This is a genomic window from Bdellovibrionales bacterium (assembly GCA_016716765.1).
Lineage (GTDB): Bacteria > Bdellovibrionota > Bdellovibrionia > Bdellovibrionales > UBA1609 > JADJVA01.
On the sequence record JADJVA010000020.1, the window covers coordinates 720,263 to 739,521 of the forward strand.

The following is a 19,259-nucleotide window of genomic DNA, read 5'->3' on the forward strand; positions in this document are numbered from 1 at the left end:
GATTTGAATTATGATCTTCGCCGATATTTAGATCCACTTCCTGGTCCTCCCCAATTTAAAACAAACACTTGTATCAGAGTCGCTAGGGGCCTCCTAGAAAATAAAATATTCGACCCGACATTCTGCAGCCACAAAAAACTCTAATAGCTGGCACTTAGATTGCAAGATGAACATTGAGCAGAACAGGCCACAACCTGTATTTCTTGCCCTGACCTCTAGCTACAGATCAAATTATTGATTAATCCGAAAGGCATAAATTGAAAAAACTTCCCGGCTCCGTCTCTTTTTTAGCTACATTTACTATTGCCTTTTTCCTTTCTGAAAGAATCTCAGTAGCCGCCCCTACAAATCAAGAAAGGCAATTTCAAATTATTCTGAATTCCGAAAGGGCCTTATTCACTTGCCGTATGAGCCTGGGAAAATTTCAACGAATTCCAGGCATAACCATCAAAAAAATAAGAATTTCCGAAGACAGCGGTCCTCAGGAAATTTTCGCTCTAAAGAAAAGTTTGATACCGGATCAAACGGTAGTAGTCACAATGGAGAGTTTATTTTCTGAAATGGATAGAGAGGGAAAAACTCCTTCTTTGATTTTAACAAGAAAATATGAAGATTATTTATATCGAAAACACAATGAAGATGCTACGAAAAGAGGGCGATTTTGGATCTTCGAAGTGATTTCTGGAAAAAAGCAACTGATCCTTGAAACTGCGGGATCCATTAATCTCTTGGAAGTTGACCACAATGAACATCCTGATGCTGATTTTTTTCTCGTGCAATTTACGCCCCTGACTGACGCCACTCCGGTGAAGATCAACAGTCGCCTTTACTCAAATTTTTCTGGTAGTAGAATTGGTTTCACTAATGGCAGTTCCGAGTTTACTTCCCTTACTTCCCTTACTTCTGGGTCTGCTCGTGCCATAGCACCAAACGTCCCAAGTGAAAAACTTCAACTCTCTCCTGTTCGAATTCCACTCTTGGCCTACATTCGAATTCCACTCTTGGCCTACAGAGGTTCAAAGGGGCCTAACGGAACGGAGATCATCTTCATCCCAGATGTATCTGTATCACCCTAACAGGAATGATACAAATTCAAACAAGCATGATTCAACATGCCCTACGTCCCCTCTGAATCAGCTTCTAAAAACTTTAGCGCGTTTGAAGAAAGACATTGACAAGCTTATTTGGTAACCACTCAGCACGATAAATCTGCACGTTCTTTTCATGTACGTATTCCTGTGGTGGAAATCTCCATTTCCAGAGCACCGTACCTGACTCATTGATTTCTATGACTGAACTTCGTTCGCACCCGTAAGAAATAAGTGTGTGGCCGTTGGGGAGGCGCTGAACAGAACCCAGAAGACGGCAATCCATTTCACCCAAAGGTGAATCGGCGAAGCTCCAGACTATTTTCTTCGTCACAGGGTCTACTTCAAGGGCCGATGAAGAAACACCCGACTGGCTGGCTGGCCCATCGATCCCGCAATAGCCCTCGGCCACACTGGGAGCCGTTCCAGAATTTGGATGACGATTAGCAAACATTAAAAGATTATTGTTAGGAAGCCAACGTACTGTGTGCAATCCACAATGGGCTGGCACTTGGTAAACCCAAACAACTTTCTGGGTTTGTCTGTCCACGACTATAGCCAATCCATTGAAAGCATCCGTCAAGAGGATATTGCCCATCCGAAACTCTGGATGAGTAAGCATGAGATCGTTCTGCGGAATAATTTGCACAGAATTGATATGAAAGGAACCAAAAGAACCATTTTCAATCATCTAGATTTATACATAATCGGATCATACAAAGGTGCTCCAACTAGTTTTTCAATATCCTTGATGTAATCATGGGGACGCCAGCTAAAGAGTTTTTCACCATCAAGACTGAGGTTGACGACCGTATCAATCTTGATCCGCTTCTCATTTCTTTGCTCGAACTCTAAATCAATGTACCAAACAGACTTATCAGTGGGAGACATGGAGATATCGTGTGAGACATAAGCCGGTACCTTCCAAAGTTTTTGATACCCTCTGACTCGGGTGACAAATCCTGTAGGCGGCCCTGGGAAGATGTTGGTGACTACATCGCCATTTTCAAGAATATTGCAATGAATCCCTATGAGCCTTGCGACAAATGATCCTCATTGAGTTTCCATCCATTTTTCAACCAGAGAATTGGGAATCCATTGAGCCCGATAGACCTGAACAGGCTTTCCCGTTTTCATATCCGATTGAGGATACTGCCATTTCCAGACAATTTCACCTGATGAGGTGATTTCTGTGATAGCGCTGTTGTCACAACCATACGAAATCAAAGTATTTCCGTTGTCACGTCGCTGAACGGAACCGTATTTATCACACCTCATTTTTCCAATTGGAGGCTCCGTATAAGCCCATACAATCTTTCTTGAAATCGGATCAATTTCTTCTGCCGCTGACACCTGTGGACTCTCTGAGAGCATTGAGAGATTGGAAAATATCAATATCCGATCAGAGTCAAGCCAGTGAGCTGTGTGGATCCCAGAAGGCTTAGCTTCATTTCGATAGATCCAGATGACTTCTCCAGATTGCCTACTAATTATAAAAACCATACCAAAAGCAGCTTCAGTCACCAAAATATTTCCAGCCCGAAACTCTGGGTGGTTTTTTTCCAATCCGTTCGGAGGAATAATCTGAAAGCCGTTGATGTGAGTAAAAATATGGGACGGCCGCTGCAGGGACCCAGCCTTCTCAAATACACGAGGTTTCTCAAAAGAGACTTTTGACAATTTTGATATTTCAGAAAAGTGGTCATTGGCCCTCCAGTAGAAAATATTCCGACCCTCCTCATCCACTCCGTTGATCGTATCCACTTTGGTAAAGAGTCCTTTGTAAGTTTCGAATTCGAGCGCCAAATACCAACTCGAGTTTTCAGGAGGATAAAAGCTCACCTCGTGCGTTACCATTCCAGAAACCTGCCACGCTTTGCGATAACCCCTCACTTTTGCAAAATAATCTCCCTCTTGATCACGAATGTAGGTAACCACATCACCGCTAGGAAGAAAAGTCGAATACATCCCAGGCATTTTTCTAAAAAAAGATCCATCCCTCTTTATCAAAGACCATCCCTGCTCGAAGGTACCCACCAATATGTAGCCATCATTTTTTGAAACCTTCATCTCGTTCCAAAAAACCAAGCCATTCGTCCTATATTCAATTTTGAGTTCCGTCTGCTTCTCTGTCCATGACCAATCTACCATTAGAACAAATATGGCAATCAGGCCACATAACGAGAGTCGGCCGATTTTTATGCGCACGCCAACACCATTCATCTTTCCCCCCTCAACTTCCTCCCTCAAAAAATTTAGCGCGTTTGAAGAAATTCCTCGACAAGCTTGTTTGGCAACCACTCAGAACGATAAATTTGTACGTTTTTCTCCTGTACATATTCTTGTGGTGGAAATCTCCATTTCCAAAGGACATTACCTAACTCATCAATTTCTATGACTGAACTCCGCTCACAACTATAAGAAATAAGTGTGTGGCCATTTGAAAGTCGCTGAACTGAACCGTGAGCATTGCAATCCATCTCTCCAAGGGGAGAATCATTAAAGCTCCAAACAATTTTCCCTGACACCGGCTCTACCTCAATAGCTGAGGAAGACACGCCCGAATGTTTGGCTGGCCCGTGAATTTGACAAAAGCCCTCGGCCACTTCAGGAGCAGTGCCCGAATTTGGATGACGATTGGCAAACATTAAAAGGTGATTATTAGGCAACCAGCGCACGGTGTGCAAACCACAGTGCGCTGGTACCTGATACACCCACACAACCTTCTCAGTAAGTCTGTCCACGACAATTGCCAAGCCATTGAGGTGATCCGTCAATAAGATATTTCCGGTCCGAAATTCAGGACGAGTGGCCGAAAGACTGTTGGGAGGAATAATCTGTACGGCATTAATATGAAAATACCCAAATGAACCGTTTTCAATCATTTGTGATTGATACTCAATTGGTTCCTTGAGTGGCACGCTGACAAACTTTGCAATATCGCTCATGTGATCTTGTGGGCGCCAACGAAAAAGCTTCTCGCCATCAGGACTCAAGTTAATTACCGTGTCGATCTTGACCCGCTTCTTGTTCCTTTGCTCAAACTCTAGATCAACGTACCAAATAGACTTATCAATCGAAGAAATCGAAATATCGTGCGAAACATAAGCTGGAACCTTCCAAAGTTTTTGATATCCTCTTACCCTGGAAACAAATCCTGGAGGGGGCCCTTCGAAGATGTTAGTGACCACATCGCCATTTTCAAGAATATTGCAATGAACTCCAAGAAGTCTTGCGACAAGGGTGCCGTCTCTTTTTATGATTGAGCACCCGACGCCAAAGGCTGTCACCATTACATAGCCATTCCCATTCTCAATTTCTTTTTGATTCCAAAGGAGAACCCCCTTTTTCTTTGCCTCTTCGAATTGACTTTGATGCTTTTTTTGATCAAGAAGCCAGAAAATAGACGCAAAGATCGAAAGACTGAAAACGGCCAAAATGGCCAATTTGAGGGAGCGCGCTTTAATCACAGGACCACCTTCAACTATTTTTTTTAACAGTCCACACAGTCCGACCGAGACCCCAATTCTAATTCAAGAGTCGAATGAGTGATACAAAATCGATCACGTAAGATCGCCTTTGCCTTCTCTTTTATTTGCTCCATAGACTGAACATCTCCGGCTTCAATAACCAAATGAGCCTCCAATGATCGTAACCTCTCATGAAGCTGCCAAATATGAACATGATGAACGTCAATCACAGACCTGATAGTTTTGAGCTCCGTCTTTACTTCGTTCAGGCTAATATCGTCGGGAACTGCCTGCATCAAAACGGCAATGCACTCCCTGATCAAAATAAAAGAGTGGTAAAGAATATAGAGTGAGATCAGAACGCTCGCGGCCAGATCGACCCAGTAAACCTGATACCAGAGAATCAAGCCCCCAGAAATCATTACGAGCAGAGATGCGAAAGCGTCTGAGAGATTGTGAACAAACACCGCCCGAATATTAAGGCTATCTTTGGAGCTCCTGAGCGTAAGAAGGGCGGTAATAATATCAATGATCAAGGCAACCCCCGCGACCCAAATCACTGTCATTCCCTCAACGGGTTGAGGATGAAAAAATCGCTCGAAGGACTCGTAAAGCAGGTAAAATCCAACAACGACCAAACTGGTGCTGTTGACTAAGGCGCCCAATATCTCAGCTCGACCAAACCCAAAGGTCATTCGATCAGAAGCAGGGAGACCAGCTACCCTGCGCGCAAAAGCAGCAATCGCTAAGGACCCAGCGTCACTAAAATTATGAACTGCATCCGCCACCAGAGCCAAAGACCCTGATAACAGACCGCCAACGAGTTGAACAAGAGTCAGCACAACATTGATGAAAACCGCAAAAATCAAAGAGCGTCCTTGCAAATCGTGCTGGTGGTGGTGGTGGTGGTGGTGGTGACCTTCGTTTCCCATTTACACTTTTTTAACTCCAATCAAAAGGGATAGCGTACAAATGAAAAATGCCCTTGCCAATTGCTAAAACGAAGCCTAACCCAGTTATCTATAATTGTCTTGCCCCAAAGTCCAAAGCCGATTATTTCATTGGCCAATATGATACATGTTTCGAATATTTCAAAACACTACGGACCCAAAGTTCTTTTCAAGGAGGGCTCCTTTCAGATCAATTCAGGTGAAAAAATTGGTTTGGTCGGACCAAATGGGGCAGGAAAAACGAGTCTATTTAGGCTGATCGTTGGGGAAGAGCTTGCTGATGAGGGGCGAATCACTAAGCCGGAACGTCTGGCCGTCGGATATTTTTCTCAAAATATTGGAGACATGAGCGGACGATCGGCATTGGAAGAGGTCAAGGGAGCAAATCCACAGATACCTAGAATCCAGGAAAGATTGAAAGAAATAGAAACTCTGCTTTCAGAGGAGATCGACCCGGATGCCATGTCCAAAATACTTGAGGAATACGGAGACCTGCAAGGAGAATTTGAGAGGTTGGGCGGGTACAACATCGAATCTCGAGCCAGTGAAATTCTGACGGGTCTGGGTATTGGTCCGGATTTGTTCCATCGACCGGTCGAAACATTCAGTGGTGGCTGGAAAATGCGAATTGCCTTGGCTAAAATTCTTCTCCTTAATCCTGATGTTCTCTTGATGGATGAACCAACAAATCATCTGGATCTTGAGTCTATTATCTGGCTTGAGACCTGGCTCACGAATTTCTCTGGGGCGATTTTTATGACCTGCCATGACCGCGAATTTATGAATCGGGTGGTGCGTAAAATCGTTGAAGTCGCCAATCAGAGAATCACTGTCTATTCCGGAAACTATGATTTCTATGAGAGCGATCGTAAAATTCGAGAGGAAAAGCTCTTGGCCTCAGCGAAGCGCCAAGATGAAATGCTTGCCAAAGAAAAGGAGTTTATTGCTCGCTTTGCGGCGAGAGCCTCCCATGCGGCCCAGGTTCAATCAAGGGTGAAGAAGTTAGAAAAGATCGACATCATTGAAATTCCAACTGAAGAAAGAACAATGAGTTTTGAGTGGCCAAACCCACCAAGGGGAGGAGATGAAGTCCTTAAAGTCGAAGATCTTGGAAAATCATGGCCCAATCTCGATGGAACTGAAAAACAGGTGTTTCGTCACGCGAATGCTTTGGTAAAACGCATGGATCGAGTCGCTGTTGTTGGCGTCAATGGGGCCGGAAAATCCACATTTATGAAAATCATCACAGGTCAAACCTCTCAAACTGAAGGACGCTACGTGATCGGACCGAGTATTGAATTTGGCTATTTTAGTCAAAATTCCCTCGACGTCCTTAACCCTCAGAATTCAATTGTGAGTGAACTCGAAGCTCGCCTCCCCAACGCTTCTCTCGGTTACATCAGAACACTGCTAGGCGCTTTTCGCTTTTCCGGAGAAGAAGCCGACAAGAAAATTTCCATCCTCTCTGGAGGAGAAAAAAGCCGCGTTGTTCTTGCTACAATTCTCGCTCAACCCGTTAACCTGTTAGTGCTTGATGAGCCAACAAACCATCTTGACATAAAATCACGAGAAGTTCTTCTTGAAGCTATTAAGCGATTTCCCGGAACAGTAATGATGGTGAGTCATGATCGTTTTTTTCTCCGCGAATTGACAACGCGAGTGTTTGAGATCGATCAGCACGAGCTTCATGTCTACAATGGAAGCTGGGATTATTATCTGGAGAAAAAGGCCTCTTTGCAATCGAGTTAGCCCTTTGTCGAAATTCGGTGATTTTATCGAATAAAAGTATTTCCGGCGAGAACCTGCTGAATTTTTATAACGAACGCGCTAACATGGAGCATGACATTGCGGAGATCAAGGGGGAGTTCGGGTTCGATGTCATAGCCTGCCGAGACTATCAGGGAAACGGGGCACACCAACAGATCTCAACACTTGCGTACAACCTAGTGCGGAACTTCCAGTTGGACGTGCTGAATCCAACAAGTCGTCCCAAAACTTCATCTCAAACGAATCTTTCTAGTTTACTTCATTAAAATCTCTGTGGAGAGAAAGTTCTCAGACTCAGCCAATCAACAATGCGCCGGAAATACTTCGAAAAAGTTCAGAGCGGACTTGATCGATTCGAGTCGCCACGAAAAAGAGCGGGCTTGAAAGGCAGCTGCTTTTTGTCGCGTTTAGGCTAGGTCCGCTGGATTTGCCCTTCACTTCTCGCATCAGAGTATTGGTGATGTGATGGATGTCTCAAACGGTTTCTTGAATCGCATCACTGACAATGCTGCCACCAAAATTGTTCTTAGAATTAATGATCCTGACTAGGCAGAGTTCCTATCTCGATGCCTTGGGACAAGGGACACTCAAAAAACCACTCAACGAATTACCAATGCTAAAAACATTCATGCAGCTGAAGTGGTTGGCGAAGGAACGACTAGAGATGCCCACCAATTCAGGGCATCTCCGAATCTTTTGAAGACGCTGCCAACGGGAGTCGGCGCAGTTCTAATAGCACACGGGCAAGAGACGCCCCACGGGGCATCGAGCGTCTTCAAGATCCCGTTTCCAGAACTACGGAGGCCGGTGTGAACTCAACGAATGAACGAACCGGCGCCATTAGTCCAGGATTTAAGTGCATTTTTCAGCATAAATACAAATAGTTATGAAGTTTAATGCATACTTATAAGTATACATATCATTGACTTTTATATCTTTATAAGTATACAATAAAATCTGACATGCATACTTTAAAGTATACAAAGACGAGGGACCAATGAAGACCGACAAAAAGAAGAAGAGCAATCAAAAGCGAATCGTTCAGCAGAAGCTTGATCAGCTCTCAAGGCTAAATGAACCAATGCCGCCTTCAGGTTGGATCAAGGCTATTCGGGGCTCTCTCGGTCTTTCTATTCGACAACTTGCCGAACGAGTCGGCGTCGGTCATGGATCGATCAATCAGCTTGAAAAGCGCGAACCGAAAAAACGAGTGACTCTCGAATCACTCGAAAATGCGGCCCGAGCGATGGACTGCAAGGTCGTTTACGCCATTGTTCCGCAAGAGAGTGGCGCAACTCTCGACGACATCATTAGAAATAAAGCGATCGCCGCTGCATCGAAAATTCTGAAAGAAGTTTCCCACACGATGAAGCTCGAGGCACAGGGCACTTCAGACAAGCAAGTGCAGAACGAAATTAAGCGCATCGCAAATCAACTAATCGAGGCCGCAGACAATCGAATTTGGGACGTGGAAACCAAAGGGAAAAAGAATGTCTAAATTAAAAGTCACTTTCCCGAGCGGCGCTACGCCCATCGAACCAAATGGCCTTCGGGATTTAATCCCCGATTACATTTCGACAATGAGCGAACTAAACCAAGCGGAGCAATCAAACATTGCCGATGGATTCGTTTGGGCAGAAAAACAAATCCAAGAGGATCTCTTAAACGCGTCCTTCATTTTTAAACTGCATCAGAAGATGTTCGGTCAAGTTTGGAAATGGGCCGGTACGATCAGACGATCAAATACAAATATCGGCGTCAGCAAAGAGCACATCATGAATGACTTGGGCCAGCTTCTCGGAAACACTCAGTACTGGTTTGAGAACAACACTTACAGTCTCGATGAAACTGCGGCGCGTTTTCATCATCGGCTCGTCCAGATACATGTTTTTCCAAACGGCAATGGCCGCCACGCTCGCCTCATAACTGATTTGATTCTATTAAAGAACGGAGCTTCGAGATTCAGCTGGGGAACAAGTGGAACCTACACCCCACTCGAAGTCGAAGGCAAAACTCGTTCCGACTATCTCGCGGCACTTAAGAAAGCTGATCAAAATGACTTTGATGCACTGATTGCATTCGCTAGAAGCTAAAGAAATTTTATGAGTTGGTATTTACAGAAAGATTCGACGATTCGCTTCGAATGGAACTTTTTGTCGCGTTTGGGCTAGTTATTCTCTTGATTTTTTTAAAAATCTTGAGTTAAGATTGAAATCTATCTTATAGAGAGGGGGCAGCTTATGATTAAATCATTTATTTTATCGTCTGATGGAAGCGTTCCGTTTCCCGTGCTGTCTCTCCTACCTCTGGTTTCCCGACAATCTCGGGCAGATCGAGCCTGTTCGGTGATCAGCCGTGAAAATTAAGTAAGCGGTTAGATATCCAAGTTAAATTTTAAGATTGAATGCATCGATTTCTCGGAGAGAAATCGAGCTAGCTCTCTTGCATTTCATGTTGGAGCTTTTCTTGAGTTTCATGGAATCGAACTCTACCCATCAGTTCTGAAGAACGAGTCCAAGGACTCCAACATCTTTCATCCTAATCAATATTAAATATGTTTTTTCTATATAGTAAAAGAGGTTTTTTGTGGACGCAGTAAGAGAAAATCAGGCTTTTGTGGGATTTGAATCGGAGGATTCCTATGATCCCGAGATACCGATATCAAATGAATTATCGGCAAACGAAGCTGCAAAGATAGCCAACGAGCCAATTGAGCGAAAAACTCGAGGAGACTCACTCATCTGGAAAATTTGTAATCAAATCTGGCACGCCCTATTTGGCGCAGCACTCGTCCGCCAGATTGGCCCAGGACAACAAACCGAGTTGATTCGCAACTATGAACACGAACTAAATATGCGATCCTACCACTGGAGAATTTAACTAGTGATAAGCTGAAGAGTCTGGTAAATATCCTAAGTCTTAGAATTGCTATTGGGGTTCTTTAGCTCGGGGGGGCATTTTGGCACGAAATTTTAGAAATGAAATGGTCACATCAATCGCTTTTTTCGTTTTTTTCTCAACTGTTTTTTCTTACGCCTTTCCAGTTAGCGCCCTCCCTGATGCTGAACGAGATGGACTTGAGGCCGTAAAAAAGTGGTCGAGGGAGTATTCTGCGAAAGGTGAAGAAGATTTTTTAAAAGCAGAATTACCTCGTGAAAGATCCCCTGATTTTTGGGGAGAGCAGATCGTTTACCAGATCCAGGTGGATCGCTTCAACAATGGTGACTCCTCAAACGATATTTCAAACCTGAGTCTCAATCAGGAACATGAAGTCAAGACAGGAAATCTCTACGGAATCCTCGATTACCGTCATGGAGGTGATCTCCGTGGAATCATTCAACGCCTCGACTATCTTAAGGATCTCGGAGTGACCAGTTTGTGGCTTACTCCCATTTTTAAGCACAACGGGTCATACCACGGCTACTGCACCTCAGATTTTACCGAAATCGATCCCGGCTTTGGGACCAAAGAGGATCTCAGAGAACTCTCCAAAGAGGCCCACCGGCGTGGGCTCAAAGTAGTTTTGGATCTTGTCGTGAATCACATGTGCGACGCTCAGACCTACTATAAAAGAGAGGCCGACCATTATCGCTGTAGCAATGACCTTAACGCTAGCAACTGGAACGGATCGCCCAGTGGAAGTCCTGGCCAAGGCGAGCTTTCCTTTTCTTCTCGATTCTTTCCTCCTCTTAAGAGCCAATATTTTTTCAATCGCTGCGGACCGAACTCTCAAAGCGACATGGAGGGCACTGGCCCCGCCTCTGTTTATGGCGATTTTGTGGCCACGATGTTTGACTTAGACACTCGCAATCATGATCTCCAAGAAATATTCACAAACCTCTATAAATATTGGATTGGCTACGCCGATGTAGACGGATTTCGCCTGGATGCGGCCAAACACATTTCCGAGGATTTCGTTGCCTACTTCAGTACCCACATCCGCGCCTATGCCCGCAGCATTGGCAAAAATAACTTTCTTATTGTCGGAGAAATAGCAGGTCCAAGTGACTGGATCGGGCGAAGGCTAGGAAAGATGTTTTCAAATCCAAATAATCCCAACGAACACGGCGATGTCCCGAAAACTCTCACTGATCGCCTCGGAACTCTTAAGAGTCTCTATCTCGCCAATCCAGCGGCTCCTTATCCCGGCTTAACGGCCGCCTTTGAATTTGCCCACGGAGGCACGGCTCGCGATGTTCTGCTTGGCCTTCGTTCACCAAAATCCTTGGAAGCTCATTTTACAAGTACCTACTTTAATGATATCGCCAGCCAAAACGATTATCGCCTCAGCTGGAATTTACTGGAAATCCATGATTGGCCTCGGTTCTCTTCAGTTCATAAGACCTCCCAGGAGAAGACGATCTTGGGTCTCGGCTACCTTGCTTTCTCTGAGGGCACTCCCATCATTTATTACGGAATGGAACAAGGCTTGAATGGAGATTGCCATTTTGACAAAATGGAGGTGGGCAATGCCATTCAGAAAGTACAGAGTGACTGTCTTGGATCTTCCCACGCGCTTTATCGCCAAGATATGTTTATGGGCGGAATGACTCGCTTGGGGTCCACAGTTCCTCAAATCAATCAACTTGCCTATATCGGCCTTCCTCTCACCAAGGAGTCCCCTCGCTGGGAAGACGACCCCTATCTGAATCGGAGTCACAAGGTCTACCAATCTACCCAACGATTTCTTCAAATTAAAAAATCTTGTAATGCTCTTAAATATGGCAAAACAAAGTTTCGTTGGGTTGATAACAATTCAGAAGGAATTCTGGCCTTCTCTCGTGTGGACGAACCTTCCCGTGACGAAGTCCTTATCGTTCTCAACTCAGCTGGGTTAAGTCATGGAATTCCAGAAATGGCGGTCAAGGCTTCAGCCAAAGGGGAAAGGTGGGTAAATCTACTCAACACAGCTGAGCAGGCCTGGACGACTGGAAATGGATCACTGACGTTTGGTCCACTCACTATCCGACCCCAATCTGTTATGGTTTTTGTTCCTGAAAAAAATGTTTCATTGAGCGACCCAGAGCACGGTTTCGCGATTTGCAAGTGAGTCAGTAGTTCCTTTTTTTCGTGACCGGGACTGCAATCTATTTTAGTTTTAAACAGCCACTCAGCAAAAAGAACCCACTTTAGCTCTTTAGGCAAAATACTCAATCGTGCATTCAGGGGGCTGTCGAAGAAACCTTGAAGATAAACTTGCGAGGTTCGATTTCGTCTCCCACTTTCAAATTCACTCTTACTTCCCAATCTCCGTTCATAACAAAATAAACATCAGTCACCACATATTGGCCCACCACAGGAACTCCGCCGTTCATTGCCTGAGCGACAAGCACCCGAGGAGCCCCGTGGCCGTGAGCTGGCATCCAAAGTTCGACCTCTGGTAGTTCTTTGGCATCGAGCGGTCCTTCCTGACTTGCAAGGTGCAGAGAAAACTGACTTTCTCTCATATTCACCTTCATCGGTGGCCTGACCTTTAGATGAGGACCCTGAATCCAATGCAATTCAAGACAAAACTCACCTGAACGCTTTTCATATAGACACAAGATCTGGTCCTTCGTTGTTCCAGAAGCTCCAACTGTTTCTACGGTCAACAGGCCAGGCTTAGCTTCCAATGAAGAGCCCTCTCCTGCAAAGATGCTTTGAGAGACTCCCAAAAAATAGCCGGCCACTGAACCAACTGCCAGCAATAGGACAATTCCCAATCTCCGAAAAAACTCCCACAAGGTATATTTCATTTTGCCTCCCAGGCTTCTTTATCGACTTCTTTTGCGTCAAACCAGAACTCTGCGAATCAATCAAATCAGAAATTTGTAATATCCCTAATCAAGTTGGTAAATTTAATCAATTGCAAACGAATCAATTGACCCAGACATGATCAATATCTGAGAGAAATCGATTTCCCCGCAGATCAACGGCCTCGACATAGTAGTCGACAAGAACATGAGCCAATCCCGTTATTTTGGCCCAATAGTGAGTTGCAATCATTGGCGGCATGACAAAAAAATCAAGATTGGGAGAAGGAGGCTCCCCCCGAAACTGAGGATCAATTGGGCGCGACTGCATTTCCAAAGTTTGCCAGGATCCGACACTCGGACCTCCACGATAGGTTTCGTTATCAAAATCTCGCATCGAGTTTTGACCACGGGTAGAGATTCGATATTTTAACCGAAGGCGGCCGATCCCAGAAACATCATGGGCCAAAGTCCACACGTAAAAATCTCGAGAGTGAGGAGGTTGGCCGTTAAAGCCAATCGGCTGATACTTTGTTGTCACGCCCCAACCTTTTCCCCCTGGATTGTAGGGCCACCTTTGAGGAGGCAACAAGGAGGGAGGTGTTCGATCAAGATTTGTGTCAAGAGCCGAACGGGACTCTCGAAAAGCTTCCGAAACTGCCACGGTTTGTTTCACCTCATCATCAAGCGAATCACCGTAATACATAAATCCACTGTCCAAACCCGCAAGAAAAAAGTGCCAACAGCGCTCAGCTGCAACGGCATTGACTTTGGGTTCGCGAATTTCTGAAAAACGCAATTCTCTGAATCCTACCCGCTCCCTCGACATCTGTTCAATGCTTTCGCAAAGATTTGAGCCGGCAATGATAACAGCCCAGCTACGCCACGAGGCAGAGAAGCCTTTTTCAATATCAATGAAGGATTTTGGATCCCTCCAATTATACAGAGGGTCCTGCGGAGATCGAGCCGGAGGATAGAGCCACTTCACAAATTGTGGATCCCCCCAATCTCCCTCGGGATTGACCCAGCCACCATCCTCAACGTGAATCATGTCATTTGAGGGCACAGGATGATCAGCTAAATACTGATCGACCGTTGTCATCTCAAAGCCCCGGGATTGAGCTTGTCGCGAAGTATTGGCAACAGACTCCATGTAATAGGAATAGCCTCCCCCCCAAGCATTATCTCCATCGTGTCCAAGGACAACAAGAGGAGGGCGTTCTGGAACAGAGTAAGGACGAATGTTTTTATCGAGAACGTCTAGACTCATGGGTCCAAATCCGTCCATGTATCCCAATACATCATCCATCGGAACAACAACGAGCTCACTGATCTCTTCAGTTTCGGGGTGGATGTACTGAACCCGATGGGGCAGATAGGCAAAAGGGGCCGGCAATTTAGCTCCACGTCCATCCAAGGTCCCTGACCACCACTGAGCGGGTAAAACGGCTGGATTCAGAAGGTCCGCGCGATTGGGAGGATTGGTGTTCCAAGTTCCAGTACCAGGGAAGGGAGCAACGGGTGAATCAAGAAAATTTTCTGAGCTACGAGCCAAATGAACGGCCGGCACAAAACTCCATTCAAATCCCTCTTGTTTGAGAATCGGAATCAGTCTCCGGGAGAAAGCCACCTCTGGAGGGAAATACCCCTTCGGCCCCCGCGCCCCGCCAGAAGATGAGGAGCAGGAGCTGAGATTCCAAGTCTGGCACCAAGCAAATTTAAATAACTGAAGCTCTTTTCTTAAAACAGCGGGAGGCAAAAGGGGAGCAAGAGAGTGATGATAATTGATACCTATCAGATTCGCTCGAGAAAATCCCCCTGAAGTTTGCCAACGGGCAGCCTCTTTCAAGCCCGCAGCCCAATCTGGGGAGTAACCAAAGAGCCGATTCCTTCCAAAGCTCTCAATGTTATCTATCAATGAGCCTGTAAAACTGATTTGGGCTCCTCCCTGAGGAGAGGCACGAAGCAGCCCAATAGAATCACGAAGCCGCTCTTGGTAAGAATGAATTCGATCCTCTTTAGAAAAAATAGGGTCATATTCGCCCTTGTCGCCTTCAGCTAAATTATTTCTTGGGTGCAAATAGGGGCTTCCCGCGTATCGGTTGAAGCCCTTTGCCTTAAGATCGTAAGAATCCGCAGCCCATTGAACCCTTTGTCCTCCCGGAATTCTGTCTGGCCAATAGATGGGTTGATGCATGTGCCATTGGTAGCTAACATGTATTTTTTGAGAGTCTGCACTTCCTCCAATGTGAGGATCCACTGGCAACCCATTCGAATGAAAAGCAGCAGTGGCTAGAAGCACAAAAAGAAGACACAAAATCGATTTGGTGTTTGCCTTGATTGGTATCTGAAAAATATTCATTTTCAAAAGTCTACTGACTCGACAGATTTGTTCAACCCTCATTTCTACTTCATTTTTACTGATCTAAATCAGAAAATAGTCGCAATTACAAAAAGCCTGATTAAATCAAGGCTGAAGAACATATTGAAAAGTTTTCTCTTTCCTAAAGATCTCGTTTCAAGTAGAAAGTCAGTCCCAGTTTGGAGCCAAGTTAAAGTGGTCTAACCCCTTGTTTTGAATGGGGCGATTCCTCTTTCTGCTGCACTTCTGAGAACGGGAATATTCATATCTTGTGAGCCAAATGTGCAATCCGCGAAAGGAAAAGATAATTTTGAAAAAAATAAATAGTGCCGGTCAGGGCCAAGTCTCTTTCGTCTCCTGTACTTCCGATACCATTGTTTTTTTGCGCTATGCATTATTTATTCTTCTGCTTCTTCCTGTTCTCATTTCTTTTCCTCAGACGGGAAGGGCCAACACTTCTCAATTCGTCCGAGTAAGTAAAACATGTTTGATCCAATTGATCGAAGAGTATGCACCTGAAAGGGCTAAAACTTTAGCTCGCTACTCAAAGGAGGCGGAGAAGGTCATTTCTGAAGTTCGCGAGCAACAGAAACTTCCCCGACATGGTTCTTTTTTGGAAGAAATGGCTTTGGCTTCAAAATGGCAGGGTGTTTCTGGTCCCCAAGCCTTCGAAGCTTTTCTTCCAAATGGCCTTCAATTTTTATCAAATCCGACTCCGAACAGCGAACATCCCTTAATGGCAGGGCGCCTTGTTCCTGAATCCTCAGCAATGGCTCGAGTAAATTTCAATTGGCGAGGCAATGCCTATGGCACAGACATCTATTTTACAAAACCAATCCCCACTGATCGAATGACAATTCAAAATAGCCAAGGATATCTCATCGGACCTGAAATTCCCGTCGTCTATTGGCGCATACATGGTGGAGGCACCCCCAGCGCAGTTGCGAGTAACGCCAGCACCACCGCCAGCTTCATGGTGAAGCACGGCATCGCCACCGTTGCGGTTGATCAACAGGGACATGGACGTGGTATTCGTGATTTGGTTATGAGCATGGAAGAGCAAGTCGAGATGAATCTAGAAATCATGAGGCATCTGGTCCATCCGGAGGTTAAGGTTCTCTTCGATGGGCATAGCTGGGGAGGGCAGGCGGCCTATGTTGCTTGGCTACTCGACAAGGGAGATAACCCTCTCTACAAGCAAATCATCGGCTACATAGCTGAATCTCCTCCCGGAGACGTGACTCTTGGCGGATCGTCGAGAGAGCGACTTTTTGGTGAAGAGGTCATCTGGAAAAGACTCGTTGGGAGCGATCGCCATCTGGTTGCGGAAAGCGACTGGAATTTCATGAACAATATTATAAGAAATCTTAAAATAAGCATGGTGGCGCCTTGGGCAACTGACTTAACTTTTATGGGCTACAAATGGAATCCAATTTCTGCACAAGATCTGAACAAATTGAAACCCCTGCTGGTTATCGTGGGCCAACACGATGGTCTCGTTTACGTGGGCCGCGAAGAGGCCTTTCAGGAACATTTGGGGAAAATTCTTCCTCCCAATCGCTTTGTCGTACTTGGGCCTGGCAGAACCTACGAAAACGCCAAGCCAACAGATCCACTTAAGAACACTGGCCATCAAATTAGCGATCGTTATCGAGATGGCAAAGACAAACCTGATACACTTCTCAGAGAACTTGAATTTGTTTCTGAGATTTCAAAAAGAGACTTTCCTGAAATAAAACCAAATCCGGAAATGGAAAATGCAGTAGGCCTCCTCTATCGCCTATTTCTCCTCTATTCGAATAACTTTGCAGCGAGAGCATTTTTCAACGATCACGTCGAGTATATTCACCAGCCAACTCCGGAACTGGTGAGGCGCCAAGAAAGATCGACGGAAATCATCAAATTCTTTGCGAGACGCCAAACTGAAATCGCAAGGCTTGCGAACAGGAATGAAACTGACAGGCAAAGAACTGAGAAGGAATTCGATGATCAGTTTAAGATCAAAGGCGGATATGAGGGCGCAAGAAAGGAATTGGAAGTTGATCACTCCCCAGAACGAAAAAGAATATTGCACGACTATGTAGTGTCCATCGACCAAGCTGAGAAAGATGCGGGAAGGACATTTGATGAGAATCCTTCGAAGGAAGAACGTATCCGTTTGGTGAATAAGTACGGAGAGCCTCTCGTCAGTCAAATCGAAACTTCAATTGTGCTTAAGGATATCAAAAGAACCGTCGGGATCATTCGAAAGTCCTATGAGGAAGAGGGCCCAGTCCAAATTAGCCAGCGCATTGAACATCTTTTTAGGGAAAATGGAATTGATCCTCCGATACAAACTGAGATTGACTCATTTCTGAGCGGTGAGATAGATCGGCTAAAGGCACCCCCGGCAGGGCATGTATTTAAAAACCAAAAGATGGAGAACGATTTTCCTAAAACCTTTGCCTCCGCCGAACAGGCTCTGATTAATTTGAAAAGGACGAGGGCTTCTCGCTATGCGAACCACATTGCTGAGATTCAAAGACAAGTGCCAACCCCTAAAGGGATAAATCGTCCAGCAGAAGCCATGTGGGAAATGAGGCTTCTCCCGCTTACCCCAGAAAGAAGATTCCAACTATCCACTTATATTCGAACCCATGGGAGCGTGACACTTGAGGCTGCAACGCTGAGAGAACTCCGTATGGAGCAAGAATTAGCCGAGTGGGAAGAGAAAGAACTCTCTAACCTTTTAGACGGAGACTTTGAGAGTGTGGATGACATGGGCTACAGAAGTGGAGAAAACAGTAGAGAGGAGACAACCGGTCAATCTATAGGTACTCGAGCCCTCTATTTCACAGGCGACCAAGAGAGACATGTTGGTTCGATTCATTCCCCCGAAAGAGCTCTGTATCGAAGATCAAAACTGGCAGCTCTGGAAGAATTTCTCTTCATCACAGGTGAAATACGTGACGGTGAATATGTCAGGCCATTTACCACCGCTCGAATGACGGATTCCCAAAAACTCAGGCAGTTCGTCGGTAGGAGAAAAGCAATCAAGGCAGAAATAGATCAAATGGCCGCGGCACTTCAGGAGACAAACGCAAGCTTAAGCCTTCTTAGAACAGATCGAAATAAAGCTTTAAAAACACTCGCCACTTACTTGTCAGAAGGAATATCTAACGGATTGAATCTTGCCATCGACAAGGCCGAAAAAGAGTTGTCAGAAATTGAGCAAATTTACGCTCAATTTAGTGAGAGAAGAATGAACACCCTGCTCGAGCTTGAAGAGACAGGTCAGTTAACAAAAGATGCCGTTCTAGGTAAGCTCGATAGTTTTACAGATATTGAAAGGGAATTTACTTCGAAAAGAGATAACTATCTTGCGTCGTTGCATGAGATCAAAATGGTGCGTTTAGAAGAAGCTCAAAGTGGAAATATAATATCCCCCGGAGATATCGATGGATCGAAAACCAAAACCCTCATTGAATCTCTCCTTGGTGATTTCAGGATTTCAGAGGATGGGAGTCTCATTGCTTCACCTGACAGTCTCGAGGGCAGACTCCTGGCAGGCGAAAGAGAGCGAGATAATATTCTCGCAGTCTTGACGACCAAAAAGGGAGAATGGAATGAGATTGGGATGAGAATTTCCGAGGCTGACCAAGACCCCTCTGGATCGGGAACTGCGGAGGGCAATAGGTACACTCGTTCATTCAAAATTGAAATCAAGAGACTTTTAGATCACAATCTTGAAACTGTTTTGATGATGTTGACGGAAGGAAACATGGCCCCTATCTATATGGAGGCCTTGCGGGCGACTCTGACCCATTGGGAAAGTCAGGATATGTGGCGCCGAGTCCTTCAACAACAAGACGACCCGAAAAATGAATGGTACGCTTTAAAAGGTCATTGAA

The 19,259-nt window shown here is 45.2% G+C and carries 15 protein-coding genes; 8 read left to right on the plus strand and 7 right to left on the minus strand.

The window, feature by feature from the left end:
- Window positions 1-257: 257 nt before the first annotated feature.
- Window positions 258-1,076 (plus strand): hypothetical protein, encoded by an 819-nt coding sequence (locus IPL83_12040; protein MBK9039872.1) that lies wholly within the window; start codon window positions 258-260, stop codon window positions 1,074-1,076.
- A gap of 73 nt (window positions 1,077-1,149) precedes the next feature.
- Here IPL83_12040 and IPL83_12045 read toward each other — a convergent pair whose 3' ends face one another.
- The 5 genes from IPL83_12045 to IPL83_12065 form a co-directional block, all read right to left on the minus strand.
- Window positions 1,150-1,779, minus strand: coding sequence for a hypothetical protein (locus IPL83_12045; GenBank protein MBK9039873.1), 630 nt, complete (start codon window positions 1,777-1,779; stop codon window positions 1,150-1,152).
- Complete coding sequence (locus tag IPL83_12050) at window positions 1,776-1,979, minus strand: hypothetical protein (GenBank protein MBK9039874.1); 204 nt, start codon at window positions 1,977-1,979, stop codon at window positions 1,776-1,778. Before IPL83_12050 ends, IPL83_12045 begins: the two co-directional genes overlap by 4 nt.
- Before the next feature lie 162 nt (window positions 1,980-2,141).
- The gene (locus IPL83_12055; protein MBK9039875.1) at window positions 2,142-3,311 is read right to left on the minus strand and encodes a hypothetical protein; all 1,170 of its coding nucleotides are present in this window, start codon (window positions 3,309-3,311) and stop codon (window positions 2,142-2,144) included.
- 32 nt (window positions 3,312-3,343) lie between these two features.
- A complete protein-coding gene (locus IPL83_12060; protein ID MBK9039876.1) occupies window positions 3,344-4,558 on the minus strand; it encodes a hypothetical protein in 1,215 nt (404 codons plus the stop codon).
- 23 nt (window positions 4,559-4,581) lie between these two features.
- Window positions 4,582-5,490: a cation transporter gene (locus tag IPL83_12065; protein MBK9039877.1), complete on the minus strand. Its 909-nt coding sequence runs from the start codon at window positions 5,488-5,490 to the stop codon at window positions 4,582-4,584.
- A gap of 138 nt (window positions 5,491-5,628) precedes the next feature.
- On the opposite strand from IPL83_12065, the gene IPL83_12070 reads away from it, so the two are divergent.
- From IPL83_12070 to IPL83_12095, 6 genes are all read left to right on the plus strand, one after another.
- The gene (locus IPL83_12070; GenBank protein ID MBK9039878.1) at window positions 5,629-7,257 is read left to right on the plus strand and encodes an ABC-F family ATP-binding cassette domain-containing protein; all 1,629 of its coding nucleotides are present in this window, start codon (window positions 5,629-5,631) and stop codon (window positions 7,255-7,257) included.
- A 17-nt stretch (window positions 7,258-7,274) separates the two neighbouring features.
- Window positions 7,275-7,541, plus strand: coding sequence for a transposase (locus tag IPL83_12075; protein MBK9039879.1), 267 nt, complete (start codon window positions 7,275-7,277; stop codon window positions 7,539-7,541).
- Window positions 7,542-8,272: 731 nt separating this feature from the next.
- Complete coding sequence (locus IPL83_12080) at window positions 8,273-8,773, plus strand: mobile mystery protein A (protein ID MBK9039880.1); 501 nt, start codon at window positions 8,273-8,275, stop codon at window positions 8,771-8,773.
- Window positions 8,766-9,368 (plus strand): mobile mystery protein B, encoded by a 603-nt coding sequence (locus tag IPL83_12085; protein MBK9039881.1) that lies wholly within the window; start codon window positions 8,766-8,768, stop codon window positions 9,366-9,368. Before IPL83_12080 ends, IPL83_12085 begins: the two co-directional genes overlap by 8 nt.
- A gap of 493 nt (window positions 9,369-9,861) precedes the next feature.
- Window positions 9,862-10,155, plus strand: coding sequence for a hypothetical protein (locus IPL83_12090; GenBank protein MBK9039882.1), 294 nt, complete (start codon window positions 9,862-9,864; stop codon window positions 10,153-10,155).
- Window positions 10,156-10,234: 79 nt separating this feature from the next.
- Window positions 10,235-12,325, plus strand: coding sequence for a hypothetical protein (locus tag IPL83_12095; GenBank protein ID MBK9039883.1), 2,091 nt, complete (start codon window positions 10,235-10,237; stop codon window positions 12,323-12,325).
- Window positions 12,326-12,437: 112 nt separating this feature from the next.
- On the opposite strand, the gene IPL83_12100 is transcribed toward IPL83_12095, so the two are convergent.
- Window positions 12,438-13,010: a FixH family protein gene (locus IPL83_12100; GenBank protein MBK9039884.1), complete on the minus strand. Its 573-nt coding sequence runs from the start codon at window positions 13,008-13,010 to the stop codon at window positions 12,438-12,440.
- 121 nt (window positions 13,011-13,131) lie between these two features.
- Window positions 13,132-15,411 (minus strand): hypothetical protein, encoded by a 2,280-nt coding sequence (locus tag IPL83_12105; GenBank protein MBK9039885.1) that lies wholly within the window; start codon window positions 15,409-15,411, stop codon window positions 13,132-13,134.
- Window positions 15,412-15,679: 268 nt separating this feature from the next.
- On the opposite strand from IPL83_12105, the gene IPL83_12110 reads away from it, so the two are divergent.
- On the plus strand, window positions 15,680-19,258 hold the full coding sequence (locus tag IPL83_12110) for an alpha/beta hydrolase (protein MBK9039886.1): 3,579 nt from the start codon (window positions 15,680-15,682) through the stop codon (window positions 19,256-19,258).
- The last annotated feature ends 1 nt before the right edge of the window (window position 19,259 follow it).